The 20,321-nt window shown below is 49.6% G+C and carries 27 protein-coding genes and 1 tRNA gene; 8 read left to right on the top strand and 20 right to left on the bottom strand.

Annotated elements, in window-relative coordinates:
- Positions 1–181: 181 nt before the first annotated feature.
- Positions 182–688, bottom strand: a complete 507-nt coding sequence (gene sulA / locus DMB82_RS08265; protein ID WP_102118471.1) for an SOS-induced cell division inhibitor SulA — start codon at positions 686–688, stop codon at positions 182–184.
- 223 nt (positions 689–911) lie between these two features.
- On the opposite strand from sulA, the gene DMB82_RS08270 reads away from it, so the two are divergent.
- On the top strand, positions 912–1,532 hold the full coding sequence (locus tag DMB82_RS08270; RefSeq protein WP_102118472.1) for a TfoX/Sxy family DNA transformation protein: 621 nt from the start codon (positions 912–914) through the stop codon (positions 1,530–1,532).
- A 15-nt stretch (positions 1,533–1,547) separates the two neighbouring features.
- Here DMB82_RS08270 and yccS read toward each other — a convergent pair whose 3' ends face one another.
- Positions 1,548–3,683, bottom strand: coding sequence for a YccS family putative transporter (yccS, locus tag DMB82_RS08275; protein WP_102118473.1), 2,136 nt, complete (start codon positions 3,681–3,683; stop codon positions 1,548–1,550).
- A 20-nt stretch (positions 3,684–3,703) separates the two neighbouring features.
- A complete protein-coding gene (locus DMB82_RS08280; RefSeq protein WP_102118474.1) occupies positions 3,704–4,150 on the bottom strand; it encodes a YccF domain-containing protein in 447 nt (148 codons plus the stop codon).
- A gap of 197 nt (positions 4,151–4,347) precedes the next feature.
- Here DMB82_RS08280 and helD point away from each other — a divergent pair, with 197 nt between their 5' ends.
- Positions 4,348–6,405 carry a DNA helicase IV gene (helD, locus tag DMB82_RS08285; RefSeq protein ID WP_102118475.1) on the top strand — a complete coding sequence of 686 codons (2,058 nt, stop codon included), beginning with the start codon at positions 4,348–4,350 and terminating at the stop codon, positions 6,403–6,405.
- Positions 6,406–6,491: 86 nt separating this feature from the next.
- Here helD and DMB82_RS08290 read toward each other — a convergent pair whose 3' ends face one another.
- Positions 6,492–6,950: a methylglyoxal synthase gene (locus DMB82_RS08290; protein WP_102118476.1), complete on the bottom strand. Its 459-nt coding sequence runs from the start codon at positions 6,948–6,950 to the stop codon at positions 6,492–6,494.
- A 137-nt stretch (positions 6,951–7,087) separates the two neighbouring features.
- On the bottom strand, positions 7,088–7,612 hold the full coding sequence (locus DMB82_RS08295) for a DUF2057 family protein (protein WP_102118477.1): 525 nt from the start codon (positions 7,610–7,612) through the stop codon (positions 7,088–7,090).
- A gap of 194 nt (positions 7,613–7,806) precedes the next feature.
- Here DMB82_RS08295 and DMB82_RS08300 point away from each other — a divergent pair, with 194 nt between their 5' ends.
- Positions 7,807–8,220: a CoA-binding protein gene (locus DMB82_RS08300; RefSeq protein WP_102118478.1), complete on the top strand. Its 414-nt coding sequence runs from the start codon at positions 7,807–7,809 to the stop codon at positions 8,218–8,220.
- A gap of 71 nt (positions 8,221–8,291) precedes the next feature.
- Here DMB82_RS08300 and hspQ read toward each other — a convergent pair whose 3' ends face one another.
- Positions 8,292–8,600: a heat shock protein HspQ gene (gene hspQ, locus DMB82_RS08305; protein WP_102118479.1), complete on the bottom strand. Its 309-nt coding sequence runs from the start codon at positions 8,598–8,600 to the stop codon at positions 8,292–8,294.
- A gap of 227 nt (positions 8,601–8,827) precedes the next feature.
- Between hspQ and yccX the strand changes: the two genes are divergently transcribed.
- The gene (gene yccX, locus DMB82_RS08310; RefSeq protein ID WP_039275663.1) at positions 8,828–9,106 is read left to right on the top strand and encodes an acylphosphatase; all 279 of its coding nucleotides are present in this window, start codon (positions 8,828–8,830) and stop codon (positions 9,104–9,106) included.
- A gap of 12 nt (positions 9,107–9,118) precedes the next feature.
- On the opposite strand, the gene tusE is transcribed toward yccX, so the two are convergent.
- Positions 9,119–9,448 carry a sulfurtransferase TusE gene (gene tusE / locus DMB82_RS08315; protein WP_102118480.1) on the bottom strand — a complete coding sequence of 110 codons (330 nt, stop codon included), beginning with the start codon at positions 9,446–9,448 and terminating at the stop codon, positions 9,119–9,121.
- A gap of 110 nt (positions 9,449–9,558) precedes the next feature.
- On the bottom strand, positions 9,559–10,218 hold the full coding sequence (gene yccA, locus DMB82_RS08320; RefSeq protein ID WP_102119599.1) for an FtsH protease modulator YccA: 660 nt from the start codon (positions 10,216–10,218) through the stop codon (positions 9,559–9,561).
- 288 nt (positions 10,219–10,506) lie between these two features.
- On the opposite strand from yccA, the gene DMB82_RS08325 reads away from it, so the two are divergent.
- Positions 10,507–10,594, top strand: a tRNA-Ser gene (locus DMB82_RS08325).
- Between the two features lie 97 nt (positions 10,595–10,691).
- Here the strand turns inward: DMB82_RS08325 and DMB82_RS08330 are convergent.
- On the bottom strand, positions 10,692–11,897 hold the full coding sequence (locus DMB82_RS08330) for an ISL3 family transposase (protein ID WP_102119601.1): 1,206 nt from the start codon (positions 11,895–11,897) through the stop codon (positions 10,692–10,694).
- Positions 11,898–12,215: 318 nt separating this feature from the next.
- On the opposite strand from DMB82_RS08330, the gene DMB82_RS08335 reads away from it, so the two are divergent.
- Positions 12,216–12,581, top strand: coding sequence for a toxin-antitoxin system TumE family protein (locus DMB82_RS08335; RefSeq protein WP_116163522.1), 366 nt, complete (start codon positions 12,216–12,218; stop codon positions 12,579–12,581).
- 4 nt (positions 12,582–12,585) lie between these two features.
- The gene (locus DMB82_RS08340; RefSeq protein WP_102119528.1) at positions 12,586–12,969 is read left to right on the top strand and encodes an HVO_A0114 family putative DNA-binding protein; all 384 of its coding nucleotides are present in this window, start codon (positions 12,586–12,588) and stop codon (positions 12,967–12,969) included.
- A gap of 361 nt (positions 12,970–13,330) precedes the next feature.
- Here DMB82_RS08340 and DMB82_RS08345 read toward each other — a convergent pair whose 3' ends face one another.
- The 7 genes from DMB82_RS08345 to DMB82_RS08375 are packed head-to-tail and all read right to left on the bottom strand — an operon-like array spanning position 13,331 to position 17,613.
- Positions 13,331–16,036, bottom strand: a complete 2,706-nt coding sequence (locus DMB82_RS08345; protein WP_116163520.1) for a TOPRIM and DUF927 domain-containing protein — start codon at positions 16,034–16,036, stop codon at positions 13,331–13,333.
- A 10-nt stretch (positions 16,037–16,046) separates the two neighbouring features.
- Positions 16,047–16,679: a hypothetical protein gene (locus DMB82_RS08350; protein ID WP_116156628.1), complete on the bottom strand. Its 633-nt coding sequence runs from the start codon at positions 16,677–16,679 to the stop codon at positions 16,047–16,049.
- A complete protein-coding gene (locus tag DMB82_RS08355) occupies positions 16,676–16,876 on the bottom strand; it encodes a hypothetical protein (protein WP_116156627.1) in 201 nt (66 codons plus the stop codon). Before DMB82_RS08355 ends, DMB82_RS08350 begins: the two co-directional genes overlap by 4 nt.
- Entirely contained in the window at positions 16,873–17,058 is a 186-nt protein-coding gene (locus DMB82_RS08360) for a hypothetical protein (protein ID WP_116156626.1), read from the bottom strand. Before DMB82_RS08360 ends, DMB82_RS08355 begins: the two co-directional genes overlap by 4 nt.
- The gene (locus DMB82_RS08365; RefSeq protein ID WP_102119522.1) at positions 17,051–17,251 is read right to left on the bottom strand and encodes a hypothetical protein; all 201 of its coding nucleotides are present in this window, start codon (positions 17,249–17,251) and stop codon (positions 17,051–17,053) included. Before DMB82_RS08365 ends, DMB82_RS08360 begins: the two co-directional genes overlap by 8 nt.
- Entirely contained in the window at positions 17,241–17,432 is a 192-nt protein-coding gene (locus DMB82_RS08370) for a hypothetical protein (protein ID WP_102119521.1), read from the bottom strand. The genes DMB82_RS08365 and DMB82_RS08370 overlap by 11 nt, the downstream gene beginning before the upstream one ends.
- Positions 17,422–17,613 carry a host cell division inhibitor Icd-like protein gene (locus tag DMB82_RS08375; RefSeq protein ID WP_033071113.1) on the bottom strand — a complete coding sequence of 64 codons (192 nt, stop codon included), beginning with the start codon at positions 17,611–17,613 and terminating at the stop codon, positions 17,422–17,424. The genes DMB82_RS08370 and DMB82_RS08375 overlap by 11 nt, the downstream gene beginning before the upstream one ends.
- Positions 17,614–17,826: 213 nt before the next feature.
- On the opposite strand from DMB82_RS08375, the gene DMB82_RS08380 reads away from it, so the two are divergent.
- The gene (locus tag DMB82_RS08380) at positions 17,827–18,018 is read left to right on the top strand and encodes a YlcI/YnfO family protein (protein ID WP_102119519.1); all 192 of its coding nucleotides are present in this window, start codon (positions 17,827–17,829) and stop codon (positions 18,016–18,018) included.
- Between the two features lie 87 nt (positions 18,019–18,105).
- Here DMB82_RS08380 and DMB82_RS08385 read toward each other — a convergent pair whose 3' ends face one another.
- The 4 genes from DMB82_RS08385 to DMB82_RS08400 form a co-directional block, all read right to left on the bottom strand.
- Complete coding sequence (locus DMB82_RS08385; RefSeq protein WP_116163518.1) at positions 18,106–18,708, bottom strand: BRO-N domain-containing protein; 603 nt, start codon at positions 18,706–18,708, stop codon at positions 18,106–18,108.
- Between the two features lie 14 nt (positions 18,709–18,722).
- Entirely contained in the window at positions 18,723–19,139 is a 417-nt protein-coding gene (locus tag DMB82_RS08390) for a hypothetical protein (protein ID WP_102119517.1), read from the bottom strand.
- Complete coding sequence (locus tag DMB82_RS08395; protein WP_102119516.1) at positions 19,139–19,336, bottom strand: helix-turn-helix transcriptional regulator; 198 nt, start codon at positions 19,334–19,336, stop codon at positions 19,139–19,141. Before DMB82_RS08395 ends, DMB82_RS08390 begins: the two co-directional genes overlap by 1 nt.
- A 115-nt stretch (positions 19,337–19,451) precedes the next feature.
- On the bottom strand, positions 19,452–20,249 hold the full coding sequence (locus DMB82_RS08400) for a hypothetical protein (protein WP_116163516.1): 798 nt from the start codon (positions 20,247–20,249) through the stop codon (positions 19,452–19,454).
- Positions 20,250–20,321 lie beyond the last annotated feature (72 nt).

Here is a 20,321-nt window from a genome sequence, read left to right on the forward strand (position 1 = left end):
GTGATTTGCGTCATAAGAAAACCGCACGATTCATACATACTTGCTAACAAATAGTCGATGCTTTTGACAGATCTCACGCCTTTGTGCTGTATTAAATATATCCAAAAAGCCCGCAGAATACCGCTCTGCGGCGTTCGACAAGGTATATAACCGGAAGGGGCTGAGAAAATTCTTAATTTACTTAATGATACAATGTCGAATGAATTTTAAGGCTAGGAAACAGTCTATAGGCGTCACCGCCAGCACTTTCTGGGCGCATAATAAAGCCATACGTATTTCCTGCCTGTGCGGCATGACGTAATCGAACCTTCTCTTCTTCCGTCAATTCGTGCGGTAACCAGCATAAAACAGCGCTGTAATTCCCTGTCAGCAAGGCCTTTTCCATGGCATCAACCGCAAACTGCGGATTGATGTGGTGGAGTTGTACCATTTTATCCAGCGGTAGCCCAGATTGCTGTACCCAAGGGCGGCTCAATTTTTGCTGAGGTGAAAGCCATAGCAACCAACGAGACTGCGTGCCTAGCTGCTGTAAGAGCGGTAATAAGAGGTGTGTGACTATGGGCTGATCGGCGTTGTACACGATTTCGCTGATAATTCCACCTGCGGCAACCGAGGGCTCCGCAGTGTGTTGATTTGCAGAAAACGATGACGACTCGATGTTGTGAGAGCCGATTGATTGCGTACGCATAATGAGTTCTACCCATAGTGTTACTGTATGAACATACAGTATCCGCTGTGTGTGTGAAAATCAACCTGATTTTTTGAAAGCGCTTCGCATATTCCTTATGCAAGAGACAGTAAACACATTTACTGTTTGAAGCTACATCGGAGCTGTGGTTAATTATTTGTTCCTGCTACAGATATTTTTAATCGTTCAGGAAGAGATCATTTCAATACTAAGGATTATGGCAATGAAGCAATTATGCAAAAAAAGGATTTTGCAATCTCAACAGTCTTTTTCATCTCTGGGGGACATCACGTCGCGTTCCCAATTTGGTGGCTACAGCATCGCAGCAAATAAAACGATTTTTGGACTGGTGTCTGAAGGGGAACTTTATCTTCGCGCCAGCAAGAAAGATGAAAAATATTTTCAACAGCGTGATATGCCTAATCTGATTTATACCAAGCGTGGCATGCCTGTTCCTTTGAATTACTTCCTTGTCGATGAAGCATTATGGCAAGAATCTGAGCAGCTACTGTATTTCGCCCGTTTGGCGCTGGGAGGTGCGCAGCATGATAGAGCAGTCAGAAGTACCAACGGTCGGTTAAAGGATCTTCCGAATCTTAACCATGATATCGAACGGCTGCTGTGGAAAGCGGGGATCAAGAATGTTGATGAGTTACAGCATTACGGTGCAAAAAACAGCTACCTCAAGTTGCGGAAGGTTCGCGCTAATCTGAGTGTCAATGTGCTATTGGCGCTTGCTGGTGCAATTTGTGGTACGCATCAAGCGGCACTCCCTCGCGGTATCCGCAACGAACTGTTGGAATGGTATAAAAACAATGCGGTATCCAAAGGGCCAAAGCACTAAGAAACGCACCTATTTTCACTGTGTCATCATGTCATTTTTTAGCTGTACGAGTTCAGGTAAGAGACCGATCAGCAGGCCGATTTGCTGAATAATTAATGATTCTTTGCTGTCTGACTCGGGTGAAAGGGATTGAAGGCTGGCGGTAATGGTTTTCAATCCCTGATTGATACGCAAACTTTCCTCTTCGTCACAGTGTAGCGCATCATCAACATGGCAAACGGCATCATCCAGCAATTGCAGCGTTTCCGTTGAGGTAATTTTCCCTCGATGTGCGCCGAGCGTCGAAATATAGCTTAGCAACGTATGATTCAGGCACATGAAGCGGAATGCGCTGTCCAGCTTACTTCTGGTCGCATGAGGTTCTGAAGACATATTCGACACGACGGACGCCAGTTCGGCATCGCAGTTATGCGCATCGCGGCGGGCAATGCGATAAGGCAGGCTATTATCTTTCCCCTGATAATATTGAACCATGATCGCATCAAGATAACGGCAGTTGGCGTCCAATGTTTTATTGATGATGGTTGGCAGACCGCGGAAATTCCAGTCTGGCCAAATAAAGCTCACTGCCGCCCATGCGATGGCACACCCGAGTAGCGTATCAATAATGCGTGGCACCGCAACGTCAAAGCCTTCACCCAACAGGTTGAAACAAAGCAGGACAAGCAGCGTAATAAACATGGTTGCGTGGGCGTACTGCACGTTGCGAAAGGCGAAAAATAGTACGCCGCTAATAACGATCAACGTGAGCTGTCCTTCCAGCGAAGGAACGAAGTACAGGATGGGTAGGCCGAGCAAAATGCCGGTCAATGTTCCGATAATTCTCAACGTCAGCCGCCGCCGAGTGGCGTTATAGTTGGGCTGACAAACAAACAGGCTGGTGAGCAGAATCCAATAACCATGTTGCAAGCCCGTGACCTGAATCAACGCGTATCCGCTACAGAGCAGCACGGACATACGGATGGCATGACGAAACAGTGCTGACTGCGGCGTCAGGTGGCGGCTAATACGTAAGTGGATGTCACTCCAGCCCGTGATTTTGTCGTCTGCCAGCGTGTTTTCTGGGTTGTTCTCTTGCTCAATGGCCTGTTCGGATTCGATAGTCGCCAACTGGGCATCAATGGCGCGTAAGTTATTTAAGAGATAGGTGAGCGCCTTAATTTGTGAGGCGTCCGCCATGTTGTTGGCCGCGATACGCGCAATAGCAGATTCGAGATGCACGAAAGCCCGTTCAATGCGGCTGTCATGCTGATATTTTTGGTGCAGCAGAATGGATTGCGACAACTGCTGACAGGCTTTGGCCTGCATACTCAGCAGGCGCTGAAAGCGAAATAGGACGTCGCTATAACGCAGTTTCTCACGCAATAGCGGATAGTAAACATGCGATGAACTGGCTCGTTCGTGAATATCCTGCGCGACGAAATAGTAGTGCAGTGTTTGACGCGTTCCACGCTGGCCGCGATCGCCCCGCAGGCGCGTTAACAGCGATGACTTGGTCTGATTGAGCGTTGTAACCAGTTGGCTGTTTGCCATCGCGACGTCAATCAAAGGCTTGTCGGTTTCTTCTTCAATATCAGGATCGAAGAGGTTGGCTTTGGCATCCAGATAGTGGGCCAACTGCTGATAACACTGCGCGAGGTTGTCCTGTAACGGGCGGATGGGGAAGAGCAGATGGCCGAATAGCGTCAGCAGATTGTACCAGGAGGCCCCGATCAGCAGCATGATGGGCTGCTGATACCAGTTGTCGTAAAGGGATATGCCCAGCATGGTGTAAATCGCGATCAGCAGTGCACCAAACGCGATGGTTGCATAGCGTTGCCCTAATGCGCCGAGCAGAATAAAACCGCACGTCGATACCGCCAGACCGATGCCAAACAGCCAAGGGTGTGGGAAAAGCAACTCGATTGAAACGGAAGCGACAAAAAAACAGGCTAGCGTAATGAACAAATTACGCAGACGCCCAGTGAGGCGATCGTCAAGGTCGGTGAGGGCGGCCGCGACGACGCCAAGCGTGACGGGGATTGTCGATGTTGGCTGACCCAGCCACCAGGGAACTGCCGCTGCACCACTTAGTGCAATGAGGATGCGAATGGTATACAGCCAACTGCTGTTATATACATAGCGGCGAATTCCCTGGGCGAAGGTGAACAACGTAATATCCTTAGATGCCGTTAGCGAAAGTGGCGGCGGGCATTATTTTCCCTTGCTGCCTGCGCCAGTTCGACGGAAACCACGCGACGCCCTACAGGCCACAGCGCGATGGCGGCAATTTTAAAATTGGCGATGCCAACAGGAATGCCAATGATCGTAATGCACTGTGCGATGCCGGTAATAATGTGCGACAGGCAAAGCCACCAGCCAAAGAAAATGAACCAGAAGATATTCAGCAGCGATCCGCCAGCGCTGAGAATTGTACTCTTTTCATCTGGGCGTAGCTCATCAACATGGATAGCCTCATTACCATAAGGTAAGAGCGACAACTTGGTTATTTCCCAGCATGAGCGTGTCAGCGGTAAGGTAAAAATCAGCAGCACGCTGACGACTGTCGCCAGAAGCCAGGCTAACGTGGTGAAAAAACCACCTAATACGAAATTAAGGATGTTCAACACAGTACGCATAGTTTCTCCTGCACTTGTAAGGTCACCAGATAACGACCCAAACTCGCTGATGGTAAAAGAATTATCACATTAAGCATCAGGATATCTTAACCTGTTTTTAAGGCTAGAGCGTGAAGTCCGATAACGGATAAACTAAGAATCAGATAAACGACAAAAAATGGATGAATATCCTCTCACATAGTCATGGCGCGAACATCATGGAACTGAAATCTACCTCGTTAGGTAAACATCTGGCCCAGCATCCTTACAACCGGGTGCGGTTACTGAATGCCGGTGTCGAAGTGAGTGGCGATAAACATCAATACCTGATCCCCTTTAATCAGTTGCTGAGTATTCACTGTAAAAGAGGGCTGGTGTGGGGAGAGCTGGAATTTGAATTGCCAGCCGGAAAAGTTGTGCGTCTGCACGGAACAGAGTGGCAGGAAACGCAGGCTTTTTACCGCCATCTTCTTAAATCCTGGCTCGATTGGAGCGAGGAGATGAGTCTGATCAGTGCTGAAGTGTTGCAGCGACAAACGGACAATATTCAAACGCTGACGCAGCAGGATAAATGGTTTAGCCGTCAGACTCTGGCCACGTTACAGAATGCCATTCACGATTCGCTGGGGGCTCTGCCTCTTCCTATTTCTCGTCTTGAAACCTTTGATAACTGCCGTGACCACTACCAGTATTGCCTGCGCTGGCTTGAGCAGGGCGATGAGATGCGCACTGCGGTGAATCAGGCATGGATGGATCGCACGCTGACGGCAGAGCAGCCTTTCTTTGAAACGGTGGAGAACTCGCCATTAAATGTGTCGCAGAGTAAAGCGGTGATCAATGGCGAAGAAGGCGTACTGGTACTGGCGGGTGCAGGCAGCGGAAAAACCTCCGTGCTGGTGGCCCGAGCGGCGTGGTTAATGCACCGACAGGAGGCCGCGCCCGATCAGATTTTACTGCTGGCATTTGGTCGTAAAGCGGCAGAAGAGATGAACGAGCGCATCCGGGAGCGGCTCAACACGGATGAGATTCAGACTAAGACGTTCCATGCGCTGGCATTGCACATTATTCAGCAGGCTAGCCGCAAGGCCCCGATGATAAGCCAACTGGAAAGTGATGCGAAACAGCGTCGCGAACTGCTGGTTTCTCACTGGCAACAGCAGTGTGCAGAGAAAAAAACGCACGCTAACGGGTGGCGACGCTGGTTAACGGAAGAGCTGGAATGGGATGTACCAGAAGGCGATTTCTGGAACGACCCGAAACTGGCGGGGCGGTTGGCTGGGCGACTTGAGCGCTGGTTGGGATTGATGCGTATGCACGGCGGTAGCCAGAGTGAAATGGTTGAGCTGGCGCCAGAATCCATTCGGACAGTGTTTCAGCAACGAATTCGCCTGATGGCGCCGTTGTTGAAAGCCTGGAAAAAAGCGCTTAAGGACGAAAATGCTGTCGATTTCTCTGGCCTCATCCATCAGGCGGTGAACTTGCTGGACAAAGGGCGCTTTGTAAGCCCTTGGAAACACATTCTAGTGGACGAATTTCAAGATATCTCGCCACAGCGTGCGAGCCTGCTTGCGGCACTGCGTCGACAAAATAGCCGCACCTGTCTTTTTGCCGTCGGGGATGACTGGCAGGCAATTTACCGTTTTAGCGGTGCTGAACTGGCGTTGACGACGGCATTTGAACAGCATTTCGGCGTAGGTGAACAGTGCGCGCTGGATACCACCTATCGCTTTAATGAACGCATTGGTGAAATTGCGAATACGTTCATACAGCAAAATCCGTATCAGTTGAAGAAACCACTTAATAGCCTGAGTAAAGGGGATAAAAAAGCCGTGACGATTCTACCTCAGGATCAGCTTGAGCCACTTCTGGATAAACTGAGCGGCTTTGTGAAAGCTGATGAGCGCATTCTTGTGCTGGCGCGTTATCACTATTTACGCCCAGCGATTTTGGAGAAGGCGGCAACCAAATGGCCGAATTTGCACATTGATTTCATGACGATGCATGCCAGTAAAGGGCAGCAGGCGGCATATGTCATTATCGTAGGCATGCATGAAGGGAAGGACGGCTTCCCAGCGCCGACAAGAGAGTCAGTGATTGAGGCGGTGCTGTTACCTGAACCTGATGATTTCCCCGATGCGGAAGAACGTCGCTTACTATATGTGGCATTGACGAGAGCGAAACATCGCGTCTGGTTGCTACAGGATGTAGCGAATCCATCGGTGTTTATTGAACATCTTCATCGTTTAGGTGTACCGATGGCGCGTAAGCCAGGATAACGAAAAGAGAGAAATATAGAGAAATATAGCAGAAGAGACCAGCGTCGGTGTGTCACACGCCGCTGGTCCAGTATGACGTACGGATATTATTTCAGTCGATCTTGCAGGTAGCGCTGATAATCAGGAATGGCGACTTGAACCTGCTCGTTAAATAGCGCTGAGTTAATCAGGAAATCCGCCGTTGCCCTGTTGGTAGCAACAGGAATGTTCCAAACCGTAGCCAGTCTCAGCAGCGCCTTCACATCGGGATCGTGTGGCACGGCATTAAGTGGATCCCAAAAGAAGATCATCAAATCGATTTTCCCTTCGGAAATGAGTGCGCCAACCTGCTGGTCACCGCCCATCGGTCCACTTAGCATGCTTTTTACGGGCAAGCCCGTGTTCAACTGAATCAGGTTGCCAGTGGTTCCAGTAGCGTAAAGCGTGTGCTCTGTGAGCTGTTGTTTATTCGTACCAACCCAATCCAGCAAAGATTGTTTACAGTGGTCGTGTGCGACCAGCGCGATATGTTTTTGCGCGGGGAGGGTACGGGTGGTGAACTCCATGGTTACGTCCTTCAATCTGGTGTAGTAAAGCTGACGCTAGGGTACAGACAGATTACGGAAACGCCGTTTCAGTGCAAAGCGATAAAAGCAAGAAAAGACGAACGGGTATCAAAAACCTACTGTGACTGCGTATAAAATCACCAGCTTACGGATTCATTCAGCGCGGTAGCAAAGCCAGCAACCGAAGCCCCTTTCGCTGCTGCGTTGTACTCGGACATTTTTCGCTCTATATCGAGTTGATCATTGTCTGCGAGCACAATCGCATCGGTACGCACGGAAATTGCCTGATTTGTTTCATCAAGCAACTGATACTGAGGTTGGGCAGTGAAGTTCTTGCGATCTTGCAGGGTTTGCAACGGTGGTAGCTTAAATGACACGGATGTCATTTTTTCTGTATTAAAGGCCGCAATAAATGTTGAGGGAAAATAGGTCGCTGGCGCTCCCGTTTGGGTGTCGACAGTATCGACCACCTTGAACAGAATCTGGTGTTGCCCACGGCTCAGTTCGAGACTATCGGCACCTTTCAGCAACGAGCCTGACATCCTCTGCCCGTCAACCATAAGGAGATCGATTTTCCGATCTAATTTCAACGTTGTTGCCGCCATTGCAGAAGCACTTAAACCTGCAATAAAAAGGCAGACAGTGATGAAGCCGAATTTCATAATTTTCCCAGATGGCACGCAATCTGAGTATTGTTGAGGAATTGTCTGAATGTGTCAAAGGTTTCAATTTGAAACAGGGTGTTATGGCATTTTTCGCGCTATAAGGCACAGATGGCGGTGGTTTTAAGCCATTTCCTGCTATTCGTAAAATGTACGATACACTGTAATAAATCACGTAAGAGAGGTTGAATAGCATGAATGACAGAGAGATTGAGTCTGTACTGAAAACGGTAAAAACCATTGCGTTAGTAGGGGCCAGCGATAATCCGTCCCGCCCGAGTTATGGTGTGATGGCGTATTTGCTTAAACAGGGTTACGAGGTTATCCCCGTTAGTCCCAAACTATCTGGCCAGACACTTTTAGGTCAACAAGGGTATGCCAGCTTAGCGGATATTCCTAAACCAGTTGATATGGTCGATGTCTTTCGCCAGCCGGAAGCGGCCTATGAGATAGCTAAAGAGGCCATCGCCATCGGTGCTACCGTTTTGTGGCTACAGATTGGTGTCATTAATGAGCAAGCGGCAATTTTGGCTCACGATGCCGGGCTGAAAGTCGTAATGGATCGCTGTCCGAAAATTGAAATCCCGCGGCTGGGGTTGGAAAAATAAGTTTCAGATAGTAGGCGATGCTGAATACCACAACATCGCCAATACTTGTCTTTGGTCGTCAGTATTTGCAATTAATGGCGCAACTGTGGCGCACGGCGTCGAATGACCTCGGCTAATTCGTTTAGTGAAGGGTGCCCATGCTCAGAAAGCTCTTCTTTCATCAACTGCGCTTCTGCCAGATAAGTATGAATCGGTTGGCCTTCGTCATCTTCCATCACAACGTGATACCACGGCTCGGCGCGCGGCGTGTCATTGCCGCTAATTTCTTCCCAGGTGGGTGTGTCTAATGAATATTCGGGATCGATATCAATCACAACCCCTGGAAATCCCAGCTGTCTATGACGAATCTGTTGTCCAATACCAAATTTACAGATGATCATATAACCCCCCTGGAAATAGATTATATTTTCTACTTATTGCGGATAGCGTAGAGGAAAAGAAACCGCATTCGATAACGCCTTTTAGCGTATAGCGTTTTTTCAAATAATGTGTTCGTTGATGAATCGCTGGCTGAACACATTATTAACAGTATGGTGTAAATTTTTAGAAGATACAGGTCTGCTAATGAAATGTTGTGTGGTTGCAGGGTAGGAAAAGGGGGAAAAAGATGGCAAAGATAGCGACGGTCGCCTATGTCTATGGTGTGGTTCAGGGCGTTGGATTTCGTTATAGCACGCAGCATCAGGCTAGGCAGCTTGGGCTCAATGGGTATGCACGCAATTGTGATGATGGCAGCGTGGAGGTGGTCGCAAGCGGCGAACCTCATGCGGTAGACGCGTTAATTGAGTGGCTGAAGCAAGGAGGCCCACGAAGCGCCAGAGTGGATAAGGTGCTTATTGAGCCACATGGCAAGACGGACTATGAAGGGTTTACGATCCGCTATTGAACCTGGGTGACGCTAGATGCATTTCACCGGTTTGGGTAAGCCTGCGATTTTAGTTGCCTGCTTGGCTGGCCCTTTTGGGAACAGCTTGTACAGGTAGCGACTATTTCCTTTCTCCTGACCATACTTTTTCTCCATCGCCTTAACCAACATGCGTATCGCGGGTGACGTATTGAACTCCTGATAAAAATTCCGCACAAACCGGACGACTTCCCAATGCGGTTCAGTCAATACGATGCCTTCCTGTTCCGCTAACACGAGAGCCAATGCTTCGCTCCATGTGGTGCTATCCATCAGGTAACCCTGTGCGTCAGTTGCGATTGTTCGCCCTTCAAACTCCAACATCTTCTCTCCGACTGCGATAGTTCAGCCCGCAGTTTACCAAATTTTTCTGTTTGCGCCGGAATAAAAAAAAGCCCCATCTGGGGCTTTCTCGGTCTGGTGATAAACGAGAATTAGTCGTTACGCATGATGCCCAGAATGCTCAACAGGCTAACGAAGATATTGTATATCGCGACATACAGGCTAATCGTTGCCCGTATGTAGTTAGTTTCGCCACCGTGGATGATGTTGCTGGTTTCCCACAGGATGGCACCCGCAGAGAACAGAATAAACAAGGCGCTGATTGCCAGATGCAGGGCCGGAATCTGCAAGAACAGATTGGCGATGACGGCAACAAGCAGAACAACAAATCCTGCCATCATCATGCCAGACAGGAAGGACATATCCTTACGTGTCGTTAAGACATAGGCCGAACAACAGAAGAACACCACCGCCGTGCCGCCCAGAGCCAGCATGACAATGTCGCCTGCACCGGAGGAAATCAGTGAACTTAACATCGGGCCCAGCGTATAACCCATGAATCCGGTTAGAGCGAAAGCTGCGAGAATACCCGCAGGGCTGTTAGCCAACTTGTGCGTCAGAAACATCAGACCATAAAACCCAACCAACATCAGAATTAAGCCAGGGGCTGGAAGGTTAAGTACGGTACTTGCTGTTGCGGTAACGGCGGAAAAACCCAGTGTCAGCGACAATAGGAAATAAGTATTACGCAGCACTTTGTGAGTGCTGAGTAGCGAGCTTTCACGGGTAGAGGAAACAACAATACGATCCATAGTCAGCGACTCTCTCTTCAGGGTGCTATTATCCAATGCAAAAGAATAAATAGTTGCGCGACGTTATTAAAGACGGTTTACCCTTCTTTACGCTGAAAGTTTTTATCTTTCGGACCAGTGCTCATATTTTGCCCTGCACGTCGTATGATTCTGGAGATAAATTGCACTATGTTATTTGTTGTGTGGCGGTTTTGCGTCCAGTTACGTTGCGTTAGACTGTTTTTCAAGCAATTGAGCGCTGTGATGCTTTACAAGATCTCCTGCACTGTTTATAGTGCGCGTCATTGCGGAGGAGTGGCCGAGTGGTTGAAGGCACCGGTCTTGAAAACCGGCGACGCGAAAGTGTTCTAGAGTTCGAATCTCTACTCCTCCGCCAACAAATTAATAAAATCAATGACTAAAGTATGGTTTTTGATTTTGCACTACATGAAATACAGCATAAAAGCTTCCTTAAATGGGAGCTTTTTTGTGGTTCATCGCGCTTTACCGGGGAACGCTGCTTTAATTTTCAGGAAGAAGTAGTCGTTATCCCGGTATCCATAAGCCATTCGCTTTAGTACCTTGATTTTGTTATTCATCCCCTCCAGCACACTCGTATTCAGACGATGTTCAGCACTGGCGATTATCCCGCTCACGTAGCCCTTGAGCTTATCTGCGAACTGCTGCAGCGCTTTTATATCGCTCTCCTGAGACTGCCTGTACCATTCATCCCAGCGATGCCGGGCGACCTCCTTATCCGGCGCATACCACAGCTCTTTCAGCGCAGTTTTCATCACGTACACGGTGTTCAGCGGCTGGTTTGCCTCCAGCAACTCTGCCAGCTTTACATCATGACCTGCTGGCAGATTTTCAGCGTTACGCAGCAACAGCCAGCGACTGCGCTTGATAACCTTCCGGGCTTTCGCGTTGTCACGTAGCTGATTCGCCTGGTCAACCCGCACCCTGTCGATGACCTCGCGACCGAACTTCGCCACCACGTGGAACAAGTCATAGACCACTTCCGCCTGTGGGCATTGCTCCCTGACTTCAAGGTCCAGCGCCGTGTTCATGTCCATTGCGACAGACTCGATAGCCGCGCAGCCTTCCGGTCCCAGCCAGGTGAAGAACGGGCGGAAGGCCGCGCGGCTGCGACCTTCCCCGACCCACAGCACCTGCTGCGTATCAGCGTCCACGACCACAGTGGCATAGCGATGACCTTTAAACAGGGCGAACTCATCCATTATCAGGCGACGAAGTGTATGTCGCTCTGGCTCCTGCAATTCCCGACGCAAACGGCGGAGGTCGATATTCTTGATGGTGTGCCAGTGCAGGCCTGTCAGCTGTGCTACGTGCTTCACGGGGAGTAGACGGCTAAGAGACTCAACCCAGACTGATAATGTAGAGGTGTAACGCTGCCTCTCAGGCAACCAGGAGATACGTTCGGTGGCAACACCGCAGCAGGCGCAGCGAAGACGACGAACAGGAACCAGAAGCGTGACGCGCCAGTGCAGCAAATCCCGCTCACGAACCTGACGTACAGAGACATCATGAACGGCACAGTCTCTTCGGCCACACCGGCGGCACTGGGGTGTAAAACTGGGTTCTGGGCGAAGCGTAATAAGCAGCGCATCAGATGAGGAATGGGAAAAGGAGTCAACGGTAAAGCCTTCCCAGAAAAGGGAAGAGAGGTTAGCATTCATGGCAGACGGCGGTTGAGTGGTCGGTTAGTGTTTTGGCGAATACAAAACTAACCACTTTTACCGCCGTTTTCTATTGGTTCACGCTTAAGCGCGATGAACCTTAAAAAAGCCTGCTGGGCGAACCATGCAGGCTTGGAGGTTATGGCAGATTTTTGGCAAAAAAATACCGGAGCAGCTTTTAAGGCATACTCCGGTATCTTTCGAGAATTTAGCGCGTATTGATGAATGGGGCAAGCAGGATGTGGATTATTGTCTGGCTGGATTTGACATATGAGCACTTATTGTTATGATTGGGTCATAACAATTATAGGGTGACATATGGAACGTGATAGTGCTTTAGGTTACCTGCTGTCATTGCATGGCGAGACGGTATACCGAGAAGATGGATACTGGTGGAAAGTGGATGCTTGGGAAGTTAAAGCGACGGCTTTCATCCCGCATGGTATCCGGTATGCGCTGACGCTGCATGACAAGCACAATACACGGGTATTCGGAATGGATAACGCACACGCCATTAAGCCGCCCAAGAAAGGGAAATTTTCGGGTCGTCTGGTCTATGACCATGTACACCGAACGCCTGTGGATAAAGGTTATCCATATGAGTTTGTGTCTGTCGCGCAGTTACTTGAAGATTTCTTTACCCGAATAGATGAAGTTATCGCAGAACGTGAAAAAAGAGGTTAATACGATGAAAGCCCTGATTGGCGTTATGCCTGAAGCTGTGATCCGCGCAAGAATGCTTGCCATCGTCAAAGGTCAGTACAAACCGGAAGAAGGGGAGCCTAAAGTGTGGTTTACTTCCATGAACGCACTGGCTCAAGTGCTCAGTAATGAGAATATCGCTTTGCTGCGACTTATGGATGAACAAAAACCAGAAACCCTCACCGAACTGGCGGAAATGTCTGGCCGTCAGAAAAGCAATTTATCCGTGACGCTCAAAACACTGAATTCGCATGGCTTTGTAAGGCTGGAAAAAGTCGGGAGAAGTGTTAAGCCGGTAGCCATGTTCACCGATTTTGATATTCAGGTGAAACAGGAGTTTATTGAGAAGTTTTCACCGAAAGCTGCCTGAACGTAGCCCAGTTCGCTGGGCTGCTATTCCCTGCCTTTTTTATTTCCGCCAAATTCCTCTATAGATCAGCAGAAAGGTGTCAGTTCGGTTGGTTCAGTTGGTTCACGGGCTGCTAAGCCGCGCCAGCACTGGATTTATGTGAACCAACATAGCCCTTATTGCGTTGGTTCAGCCGTGATTTTTGTTGGTTCACGCATCCAGCCAGAAAATAATCGGATACATCACCCTGTTGGTTCAAACTGCCCGTTTGTTGGTTCAGTGTTGGTTCAAAACAGAAAATATTTCCCTTATAAAACAAAGAATCTAACAGATTGAACCAACTGAACTGACTGAACCAACATACTTTATCGCACGTAGGGGATTATTCCTGCGTGGCTTCTTCCTCTGGCATGTAGTGGATCACGTACACGTTAAACTGCCGTCCATCAATGCGGGGGGATTTACGCTGAAACCCTCTGCCGCTGGTGGGCGGGGTCAACATCCCTGTGGTTTTTAATACCTCTGCGAATTGCTTCGCATTAAACCCTTTGGCGATCTCGCCCTCAAACGCCGCGGGGAAGGTATAGAAAATCATCGGCGCATCCTCGTGCTTGCCTCTGTCGTCACGGTATCCGGCCAAATCCCGAATAGGCAGGCTGGTAGGGTCGTAAGGAAATGGGGCGAACCGGCTCAGGCCATGCGCATTCAGGAATGCTTCACACTGTTCGACAATTTGCCGATGCTCTTTGTTGCCTGTGCCAAACTCTCTCAACCAGGCGTTAAAGCTGTGCTGTATAGCGTCACGACATTCCTGTTCATTCCAGCCCGTGATCGTTCTGCCCACCAGCAACGCCGCCTCCAGAATGGCGAAACGTTCTGCTACGCGGTGAACCTGTTCACCGTAGTTGGCGGGGATAAGCGATCGCCAGCGGTTTTCAGCCTCTCTGACGGCCTGTATCGCCTCTTTCTGGTGGTGGGCAAGGTAGCGTATCCATTCACGCCCAGCCGCACCGTGATTGATGCGATAGGCCGCTTTCAGTGCGTCGGCATGGTCTTTGCCGCTCTTGTGTCCGTGGAACTGCTGCGCCTTTTCCAGTGGCAAATTGAGCAAGCGCACCAACTGACCGGCTTTGGATTTTATGCCTGCGCTGGTCAGAAAGGTTTCCATGTCCATTTCACCCGTGCTGATCGCCACCGTGCGCCAGCGTTTTAGCTCACGGTTACCGCCTTCCCGTGCGCCCTGCAACTTACCGACACCATTAAACAGCGTATAGGCAGAGGTGGAGACAGAACGCGCATCACTACCTTGTCCCACCTCATCGAGTGGCAGCAGGCCGTCATTGTGCGCTTCGGCTTCATTAGCAATCCCCAGCGCGGTGCCGTACCAGGTGAGTTTTAGCGCGTCGGGGTCACCGTAAAGGCTGGTCGCGACATTGGCGGTGGTCGTTTTCCCTGCGCTGGACTGTTCATAGAAATGCAGGCCGAAACCGTCTGATTCAGACAGGCCGATGAGTGGCGCGGCTAAGGCGGCGGCGATCGCGGTCATCATAGAAGGGTTACCCTGTGCCAGTTGGGCTATGCTGTCGCGCCAGCTTGTCGCCGATCCTTTAATCGCATAGCCACCAGCGGCAGCACTGCGCCCCCGGAATAAGACGGGCTGAAGCGGTGAACCGATGATATCCCCGTCTGGCATGATGTAAGCGCCACATTGCCAGCCTGTGGTATGGCTGATTTGCCACAGTTCAGCTTTCCCCTGATTCTGTAACCAGTCGGCCAGAATGGCGCGTAAAAAGGTTTTTGTTGTCACGGTCACGCCGCCGGCTTTCAGCGTGCGCCATCCTTCCCGTTCGCCAATATCGGCCAGTGGTAACCCAGCGGTGACAGGTGTTTTACGCCCAGCAACATGCCAGCGCAATATCAGAAACTGATCGCTGTCGTCACGGCCACTGCCGATCACGTCTAACGGTGAGCATAGCCAGCTTTCATTGTTGATCACCTCGCCGCTGACCTTATCCACTTTGGGCGTGATCCAGAAAACGCCATCTTTGCGGCTCTCGACACGCGGCTTTAACGGGTCGTCAAGGTTCCGTTTGTCGTCAGCCGGCACATCGGCCTGTCGCTGATACAGTGATTCGGCAAACGACTGTGTAGCCGCTGCCAGCCCGAATTGCTGGCGGTAATCGTCCCAGTCGGCTTTTTCATCGGTAGGCGGCAGGGCTACCCAGCCATTCACCTCACGGGCGGCTTTCTCTGCCCAGTCCTTCCCGCCGTTCGGTTTACCCGTCACGATGTCGTTATCAGCGGCAAGGATGATTTGCGCATTGGGATACAGAGCACGCATCGTCTTTGCTACTGGCGCCATGTTGCCTGCGTCGATAGCGGCGATGGTCAACGCCTCAGGGCGCATCAGGTGAACGCTTAGTGCGGTCGCCAATCCTTCGGCGATCACCACCTTATCGGGCTGATCTGGTGCGTTAACCGCATGATACGCCCCGCGTTTGGCGGAATCGGTCACCAGTCGCTTACTACCATCGGGCTTGATTGTCTGTGCGGCGGTGGTGGTGCCGTTCTCGTCCTGTAGCGCCAGCAGCAGGGAGCCATCAGACAGCAGCGGATACGAAAACCCCGTTAACCCTTTTCCCTCCAGATAAGACGATTCTCCTGATTGCGTTTGAGCGGTCAGCTTCGCCAGTCGTTTGATAAAGCTCTGTGCTTTCTCCGTATCTGAACGCAGATTATTCCCCGTAAGCGGTCGCGTGGGTTCGCTTTGGCTGGCGGTCTGTTCCCCTGTTCGGGCATCAATACCTAATGCTTCAGCTACCTGTTGCGCGGCGTCCATAGCGGCACACTGGCGAACGTTCATCACTAACGCCAGCCCGTCACCCGCTTCCGGATCACAGTGGCGACAATGCCATGTCCCGCGCCCTTCCAGATTATCGAACTGAAAGCGGTCGGTGCCGCCACAGGCCGGACAGGGGGTTAGCGTTGTCGGGTGGCGGGGAACCTCGATCCCCAATTGAGAAAGCACATCAGGCCAGCGACCAGCAGCAGCGGCGGATACCTTGCGGATAAAATCGATATTACGCATTCACTTGCCCTCAGTGCGCCGTTGGTGTGAGTGGTAGCGCACCGTTATTGCGCATCTGAATAAACTCATCGTGCATATCCGCCAGCGTTTGCCGTCCCATGTCGGACAACTCAGGCTCTGTGCTTTGATGATTGAGCATCCACTGATAGAACAGAGTGGCGTTTTTAGTGCCTTGCTCACGGCCAAATTTCCCGATCAATGCGCCCTCGATATTGTTCGCCATCGCAAAGCGTTCCGTTGCGGGATAAATGGGCAGGGTGCCGTATTTTCCTCGGTAGATAGCCCCGTTATTGCTGCCGCTGTCTGTGGCACTGTGTGCACCGTTGATCCGCTGCTGTTCCCTTATGAACTCGTAAGCCACCAGCCAGCGCCACATTTCTAAATTTTGCTGATCATTGGGCTGGAAATAGCCTTTCGCTTCAGCCTTTGCCAGCGCATGGAGCACTCGCAGCCCATTTAACGGGTCATGGTCATAGTGGCCGCGATTCAGGCTGGAAAGGGCATAATCAAATGGGTGGCACGTTGCTATCTCTAATTCGCCTTCATCGCCCAGCGCCATCAGACAGACGCCATCCGGAGAAACATCGATATACGGGGCGATCTCCTGTTCTGGTGACAGGGGTAAAGAAATGATGTTGTTCATGCCGTGGCTCCCTTGGCTTTGTTACGTTTGTCGCCGCAGTGCTCACGGCAATACTCATCATTGATTTCAGCGGCCACCACCAACGCGGTTAAGGCGACATTGCGGAGGGTGTCAAGTTCGGTTGAATCGTCGCAGCAGGTCATCAGGTCAAGAATGCCACGGAGCATGGTCAGTTTGGTCTCGATCCCGTTCTTCACTTGCCTACCTCCTGTTCCAGTGATTCGCGGACTTCGGCGTGAATATCGCTGGCGATCCCAATAAGGCCGGATAATTGAGGGGAAAGGCGTTCTTTCTCCACCATTTCCAGAATGACGTGAAACAGGACAGAAACCTGCCCCGCACGGAAGGCGTCCAGATCCAGCGGAATAGCGTTATTCATGGTCTTGACCTCGCTGTTTTTGCTCTTCCAGCAGCCATAAGGATGAAGTGCCGGATAAATCGCAGGCCAGTGCTAACGCTGTCGATAAATCGCCGTCATCCAGCTCTCTGTGTGTCATTTCCAGCAGCATCAGCAGAACGCACAACTTGTCGGCCTGCTGGGCTGCCTGTGTCAGTGAATGGTTATGCGCCATGTCCCACCTCCGCTTGCTCATCCTCTGCCTGGCTGGTGCGGTACAGGTGATCGATACGCTCTTGCAGGATGAATAACAGGATTTCACGCGCCTGTGGTTCATTGGTGTTAACCGCGGCGTAGGCCAGTGCGCGGCATTGGTCGATGATTTCTTCCAGTGCTAACGGCGTGTTATCGAACATAGCGCACCTCCTGAACGGGCAGGCGGCCAGCAAAAACCATGACGCAGCCAGACGGGGATTTTTCCCGCGCTTCGCGTTCGGTAGTGGCAACAATGCGAATAATGCGGCGAGACGACATGCCCAGCGCCAGAAAGCGCCATATAAATTTGGGGTGAGTTTGGGTAGACTGTGAATCAGCCATAGCGTTACTCCTAATAACGGTGTGGTGAGAAGCCCGGTATGTGTTGGCGCACTACTGGGCTTCGTTATTTGTGTATCATCTGTGGATAAGGTGTTTAAATACCATAGTACATAGTGTTTAAACACGTCAATGCTATTTTGTTTAAACACTTTATTGTTCTTACACCTTGCTGTATGGTTTTTGGTGTTAAAACACTTCTCATAGGTAAGCAACATGGCTACAGGCCACAAAAACAATAAATCACTGTACAAAGGAATCCGTTTTCCACACGACTTGATTGAAGAAATCGACGCAAGCGTAGAAAGAGAAAAAGAAGACAACCCCTCGTCTAATTTTTCAGCCTGGGTACTGGATGCTTGTGGGCGGAAGCTAAAAGCAGAGCTACGCAAGAAATCAAAAGAGTAGCCAGCCAGCAAACGCGCAATTGAGTTGGCTAAACGGTGTGGGCGCATTTCGTATACAGTATGCGCAGTGCCGATGAGATACTGGCGATTAATCATGATCGCTACCTCCCGCCAGTGGTAAGGCTGGCTGATACTCACGCCATAGCTGTTCCTCTTCCGTGTTTAAGCGTTGCTTCTGCTGTTTGCAGGCTTGCAGATCGCGGCCTTTCTTACTGGCCTGTTTGAGGTAGGATTGTTTACGTTGCGTGAAGTCATGCAGGAATGCCCACGGCACACCGTAAGAGCCTGTTTTACGAATGGACGGAATAACCTCACCAAATACCCATTCACTAAAGCGATAGGCTGCCGTTCCCTCAACGGAAGCCTTACGGCTGCGGGCAATGAGTTTGTAGAAGCCTGACTCTGAAACAGTCGCCATCTTCTGCATACCGGCAAGGGTGGGTACTGAGTACCCCACCTTTTCATGCTCACCAAGTCGACGCAGTGGCACTTTGTGATCGGCTATCTCCAGTGCCTGGCAAACGTCTTTGGCTACAAACCACGGTTCACCAGAAATATTCACCACCCGCACTTTTGCACCTTCAAATTTGATAACAGAAATATCCTGTTCACCCACACTGAAAATATCGCTCTGGCCGTTTTTAGGGTGAGCAAATCCCTGACCGTTAAGGTCATTATTTTTTGATGTCATAAAATCAGGCTCCGTTAGCTGGCGGCGTAATCTGGGTACAGGCTCAGGATGTGGTTAATTTCTTGCTGGATAAGTGGCTGGTGGCCGTTAATATCGGCATTGTTGTTTACCAGCCTAATGACACGGGAAATATCATCACGCTTTGTAAACCGATAACGATAGTGACTGCCGATCCCGTCCGTGTTTGGTTCATCAATACGCTCTAACCGAATATCAAGCAGGCGTTCTAATTCCGTAGCGTAATTCCGGCCAGAAGAAAGGTAGCAATGGCGGAGAATGTCATTCTCAGTAAAGCCACCAGCACCGGAACGCAACATGAAGAGCCGTGCGCGATGTTTTTTAGGAACTGGTTTAATGGATAGGCTGGCGGTATGATCAGAAGCGTTACCTTTCTGACTGGCCGCCTGTAATGGGCGGTTTTTCATTTCCATCAAGCCACCTCACCACGCGATTCAGCAATACGCTGATTAATCCATTCATCGATCTCGCTTTTAATAAACGCGACGGAACGTGAACCGATTTTTACTGGATGCGGGAAGCGGCCTTGTGCAATGAGTTTGTAGATCCATGCTTTACTGTAGCCAGTACGACGCTGGGCTTCAGATAATCGTATGAGTGATATTGACATGTAGTCCCCTTGTTTGCTGTTTTTGTCAGTAGTAGGCGTTGAGATAAGCAAGGGGATTTCAGCATCAGGCAATGTACAATTCTGGAATATTCCGAAATTTTTCTAATTTTCCTTTTTAATAACGATCTATATCGACATCCTTTAACCACGCCGATACAGTTTTTCCTGATGGGATGGAAATGCCTTTTTCCTGAAACGCACGAGAAATGGAACTATCTGTATCTTCTAAGTATTTTCTTGGGGATTCTGCGACCTGAACGCCATAATTAATAGCTATTAATGACTTGATGAATTTCGCCATTGAGTTTGCTGTCTTAGAATTTGGCTTTGTTTCGTTAATGTCTCCCTTCCCATTTAGTATATTGTCAATTTTTAATAAATCATCTTTATACAAAATAAGGCTTTTTTTTGAAATTCTTCGCGATGAAGCTATGCTATATTCATCATCTGCATGTTTTTTATCGTTTATTTTAATCATTATTCTAAATTCAACATCGGAGTAATATGGCTTCAACCAAAAATCGTCATGTAAAGATGAGCCTCTACCCATTACATTGATGGAATCTTGGCATGGTATCCATAGACCAGATGCATAACCTTTAATTCGATAAACATTGGAAATACTATCTAACTCAAGATCGCTTGCACAAAAATTAGAATTTTTATCATTGTAATCAAAATAATTGTTGTGTGCGATTTCTTCTATTTCAGTGGTTTTCGTAATTAAGGGTGATGATGTTTCGATTCTTTCACCATTGATAGACAATATAGTTGACTCCATATCATCCAGATAAAAGGATATATTTATTTTTCCAATGGATTGCCAGTGAAAAAAATCATCCTCCTCACAAGAGAAAAACTTTGCAGCTCTTTCCAATGAACAATATTCAAAAGGTATTATTTTTTTTTCCATAATAGCGCCACCTCACGCCCTCTAATTTTGGCGGCTATGCCAGCCCGCAGAGGTGTACGGGTTTTCGGGGAT

The sequence above is a fragment of the Pectobacterium aquaticum genome, from assembly GCF_003382565.3.
GTDB classification, from domain to species: domain Bacteria; phylum Pseudomonadota; class Gammaproteobacteria; order Enterobacterales; family Enterobacteriaceae; genus Pectobacterium; species Pectobacterium aquaticum.

What these genes read in the sequence shown, in the direction of transcription:
- sulA (WP_102118471.1), bottom strand. Translation starts at nt 688, where the DNA reads ATGCGTACGCAATCAATCGGCTCTCACAACATCGAGTCGTCATCGTTT.
- DMB82_RS08270 (WP_102118472.1), top strand. Translation starts at nt 912, where the DNA reads ATGAAGCAATTATGCAAAAAAAGGATTTTGCAATCTCAACAGTCTTTT.
- DMB82_RS08280 (WP_102118474.1), bottom strand. Translation starts at nt 4,150, where the DNA reads ATGCGTACTGTGTTGAACATCCTTAATTTCGTATTAGGTGGTTTTTTC.
- helD (WP_102118475.1), top strand. Translation starts at nt 4,348, where the DNA reads ATGGAACTGAAATCTACCTCGTTAGGTAAACATCTGGCCCAGCATCCT.
- DMB82_RS08290 (WP_102118476.1), bottom strand. Translation starts at nt 6,950, where the DNA reads ATGGAGTTCACCACCCGTACCCTCCCCGCGCAAAAACATATCGCGCTG.
- DMB82_RS08295 (WP_102118477.1), bottom strand. Translation starts at nt 7,612, where the DNA reads ATGAAATTCGGCTTCATCACTGTCTGCCTTTTTATTGCAGGTTTAAGT.
- DMB82_RS08300 (WP_102118478.1), top strand. Translation starts at nt 7,807, where the DNA reads ATGAATGACAGAGAGATTGAGTCTGTACTGAAAACGGTAAAAACCATT.
- hspQ (WP_102118479.1), bottom strand. Translation starts at nt 8,600, where the DNA reads ATGATCATCTGTAAATTTGGTATTGGACAACAGATTCGTCATAGACAG.
- yccX (WP_039275663.1), top strand. Translation starts at nt 8,828, where the DNA reads ATGGCAAAGATAGCGACGGTCGCCTATGTCTATGGTGTGGTTCAGGGC.
- tusE (WP_102118480.1), bottom strand. Translation starts at nt 9,448, where the DNA reads ATGTTGGAGTTTGAAGGGCGAACAATCGCAACTGACGCACAGGGTTAC.
- yccA (WP_102119599.1), bottom strand. Translation starts at nt 10,218, where the DNA reads ATGGATCGTATTGTTGTTTCCTCTACCCGTGAAAGCTCGCTACTCAGC.
- DMB82_RS08330 (WP_102119601.1), bottom strand. Translation starts at nt 11,897, where the DNA reads ATGAATGCTAACCTCTCTTCCCTTTTCTGGGAAGGCTTTACCGTTGAC.
- DMB82_RS08335 (WP_116163522.1), top strand. Translation starts at nt 12,216, where the DNA reads ATGGAACGTGATAGTGCTTTAGGTTACCTGCTGTCATTGCATGGCGAG.
- DMB82_RS08340 (WP_102119528.1), top strand. Translation starts at nt 12,586, where the DNA reads ATGAAAGCCCTGATTGGCGTTATGCCTGAAGCTGTGATCCGCGCAAGA.
- DMB82_RS08345 (WP_116163520.1), bottom strand. Translation starts at nt 16,036, where the DNA reads ATGCGTAATATCGATTTTATCCGCAAGGTATCCGCCGCTGCTGCTGGT.
- DMB82_RS08350 (WP_116156628.1), bottom strand. Translation starts at nt 16,679, where the DNA reads ATGAACAACATCATTTCTTTACCCCTGTCACCAGAACAGGAGATCGCC.
- DMB82_RS08360 (WP_116156626.1), bottom strand. Translation starts at nt 17,058, where the DNA reads ATGAATAACGCTATTCCGCTGGATCTGGACGCCTTCCGTGCGGGGCAG.
- DMB82_RS08365 (WP_102119522.1), bottom strand. Translation starts at nt 17,251, where the DNA reads ATGGCGCATAACCATTCACTGACACAGGCAGCCCAGCAGGCCGACAAG.
- DMB82_RS08370 (WP_102119521.1), bottom strand. Translation starts at nt 17,432, where the DNA reads ATGTTCGATAACACGCCGTTAGCACTGGAAGAAATCATCGACCAATGC.
- DMB82_RS08375 (WP_033071113.1), bottom strand. Translation starts at nt 17,613, where the DNA reads ATGGCTGATTCACAGTCTACCCAAACTCACCCCAAATTTATATGGCGC.
- DMB82_RS08380 (WP_102119519.1), top strand. Translation starts at nt 17,827, where the DNA reads ATGGCTACAGGCCACAAAAACAATAAATCACTGTACAAAGGAATCCGT.
- DMB82_RS08385 (WP_116163518.1), bottom strand. Translation starts at nt 18,708, where the DNA reads ATGACATCAAAAAATAATGACCTTAACGGTCAGGGATTTGCTCACCCT.
- DMB82_RS08390 (WP_102119517.1), bottom strand. Translation starts at nt 19,139, where the DNA reads ATGGAAATGAAAAACCGCCCATTACAGGCGGCCAGTCAGAAAGGTAAC.
- DMB82_RS08395 (WP_102119516.1), bottom strand. Translation starts at nt 19,336, where the DNA reads ATGTCAATATCACTCATACGATTATCTGAAGCCCAGCGTCGTACTGGC.
- DMB82_RS08400 (WP_116163516.1), bottom strand. Translation starts at nt 20,249, where the DNA reads ATGGAAAAAAAAATAATACCTTTTGAATATTGTTCATTGGAAAGAGCT.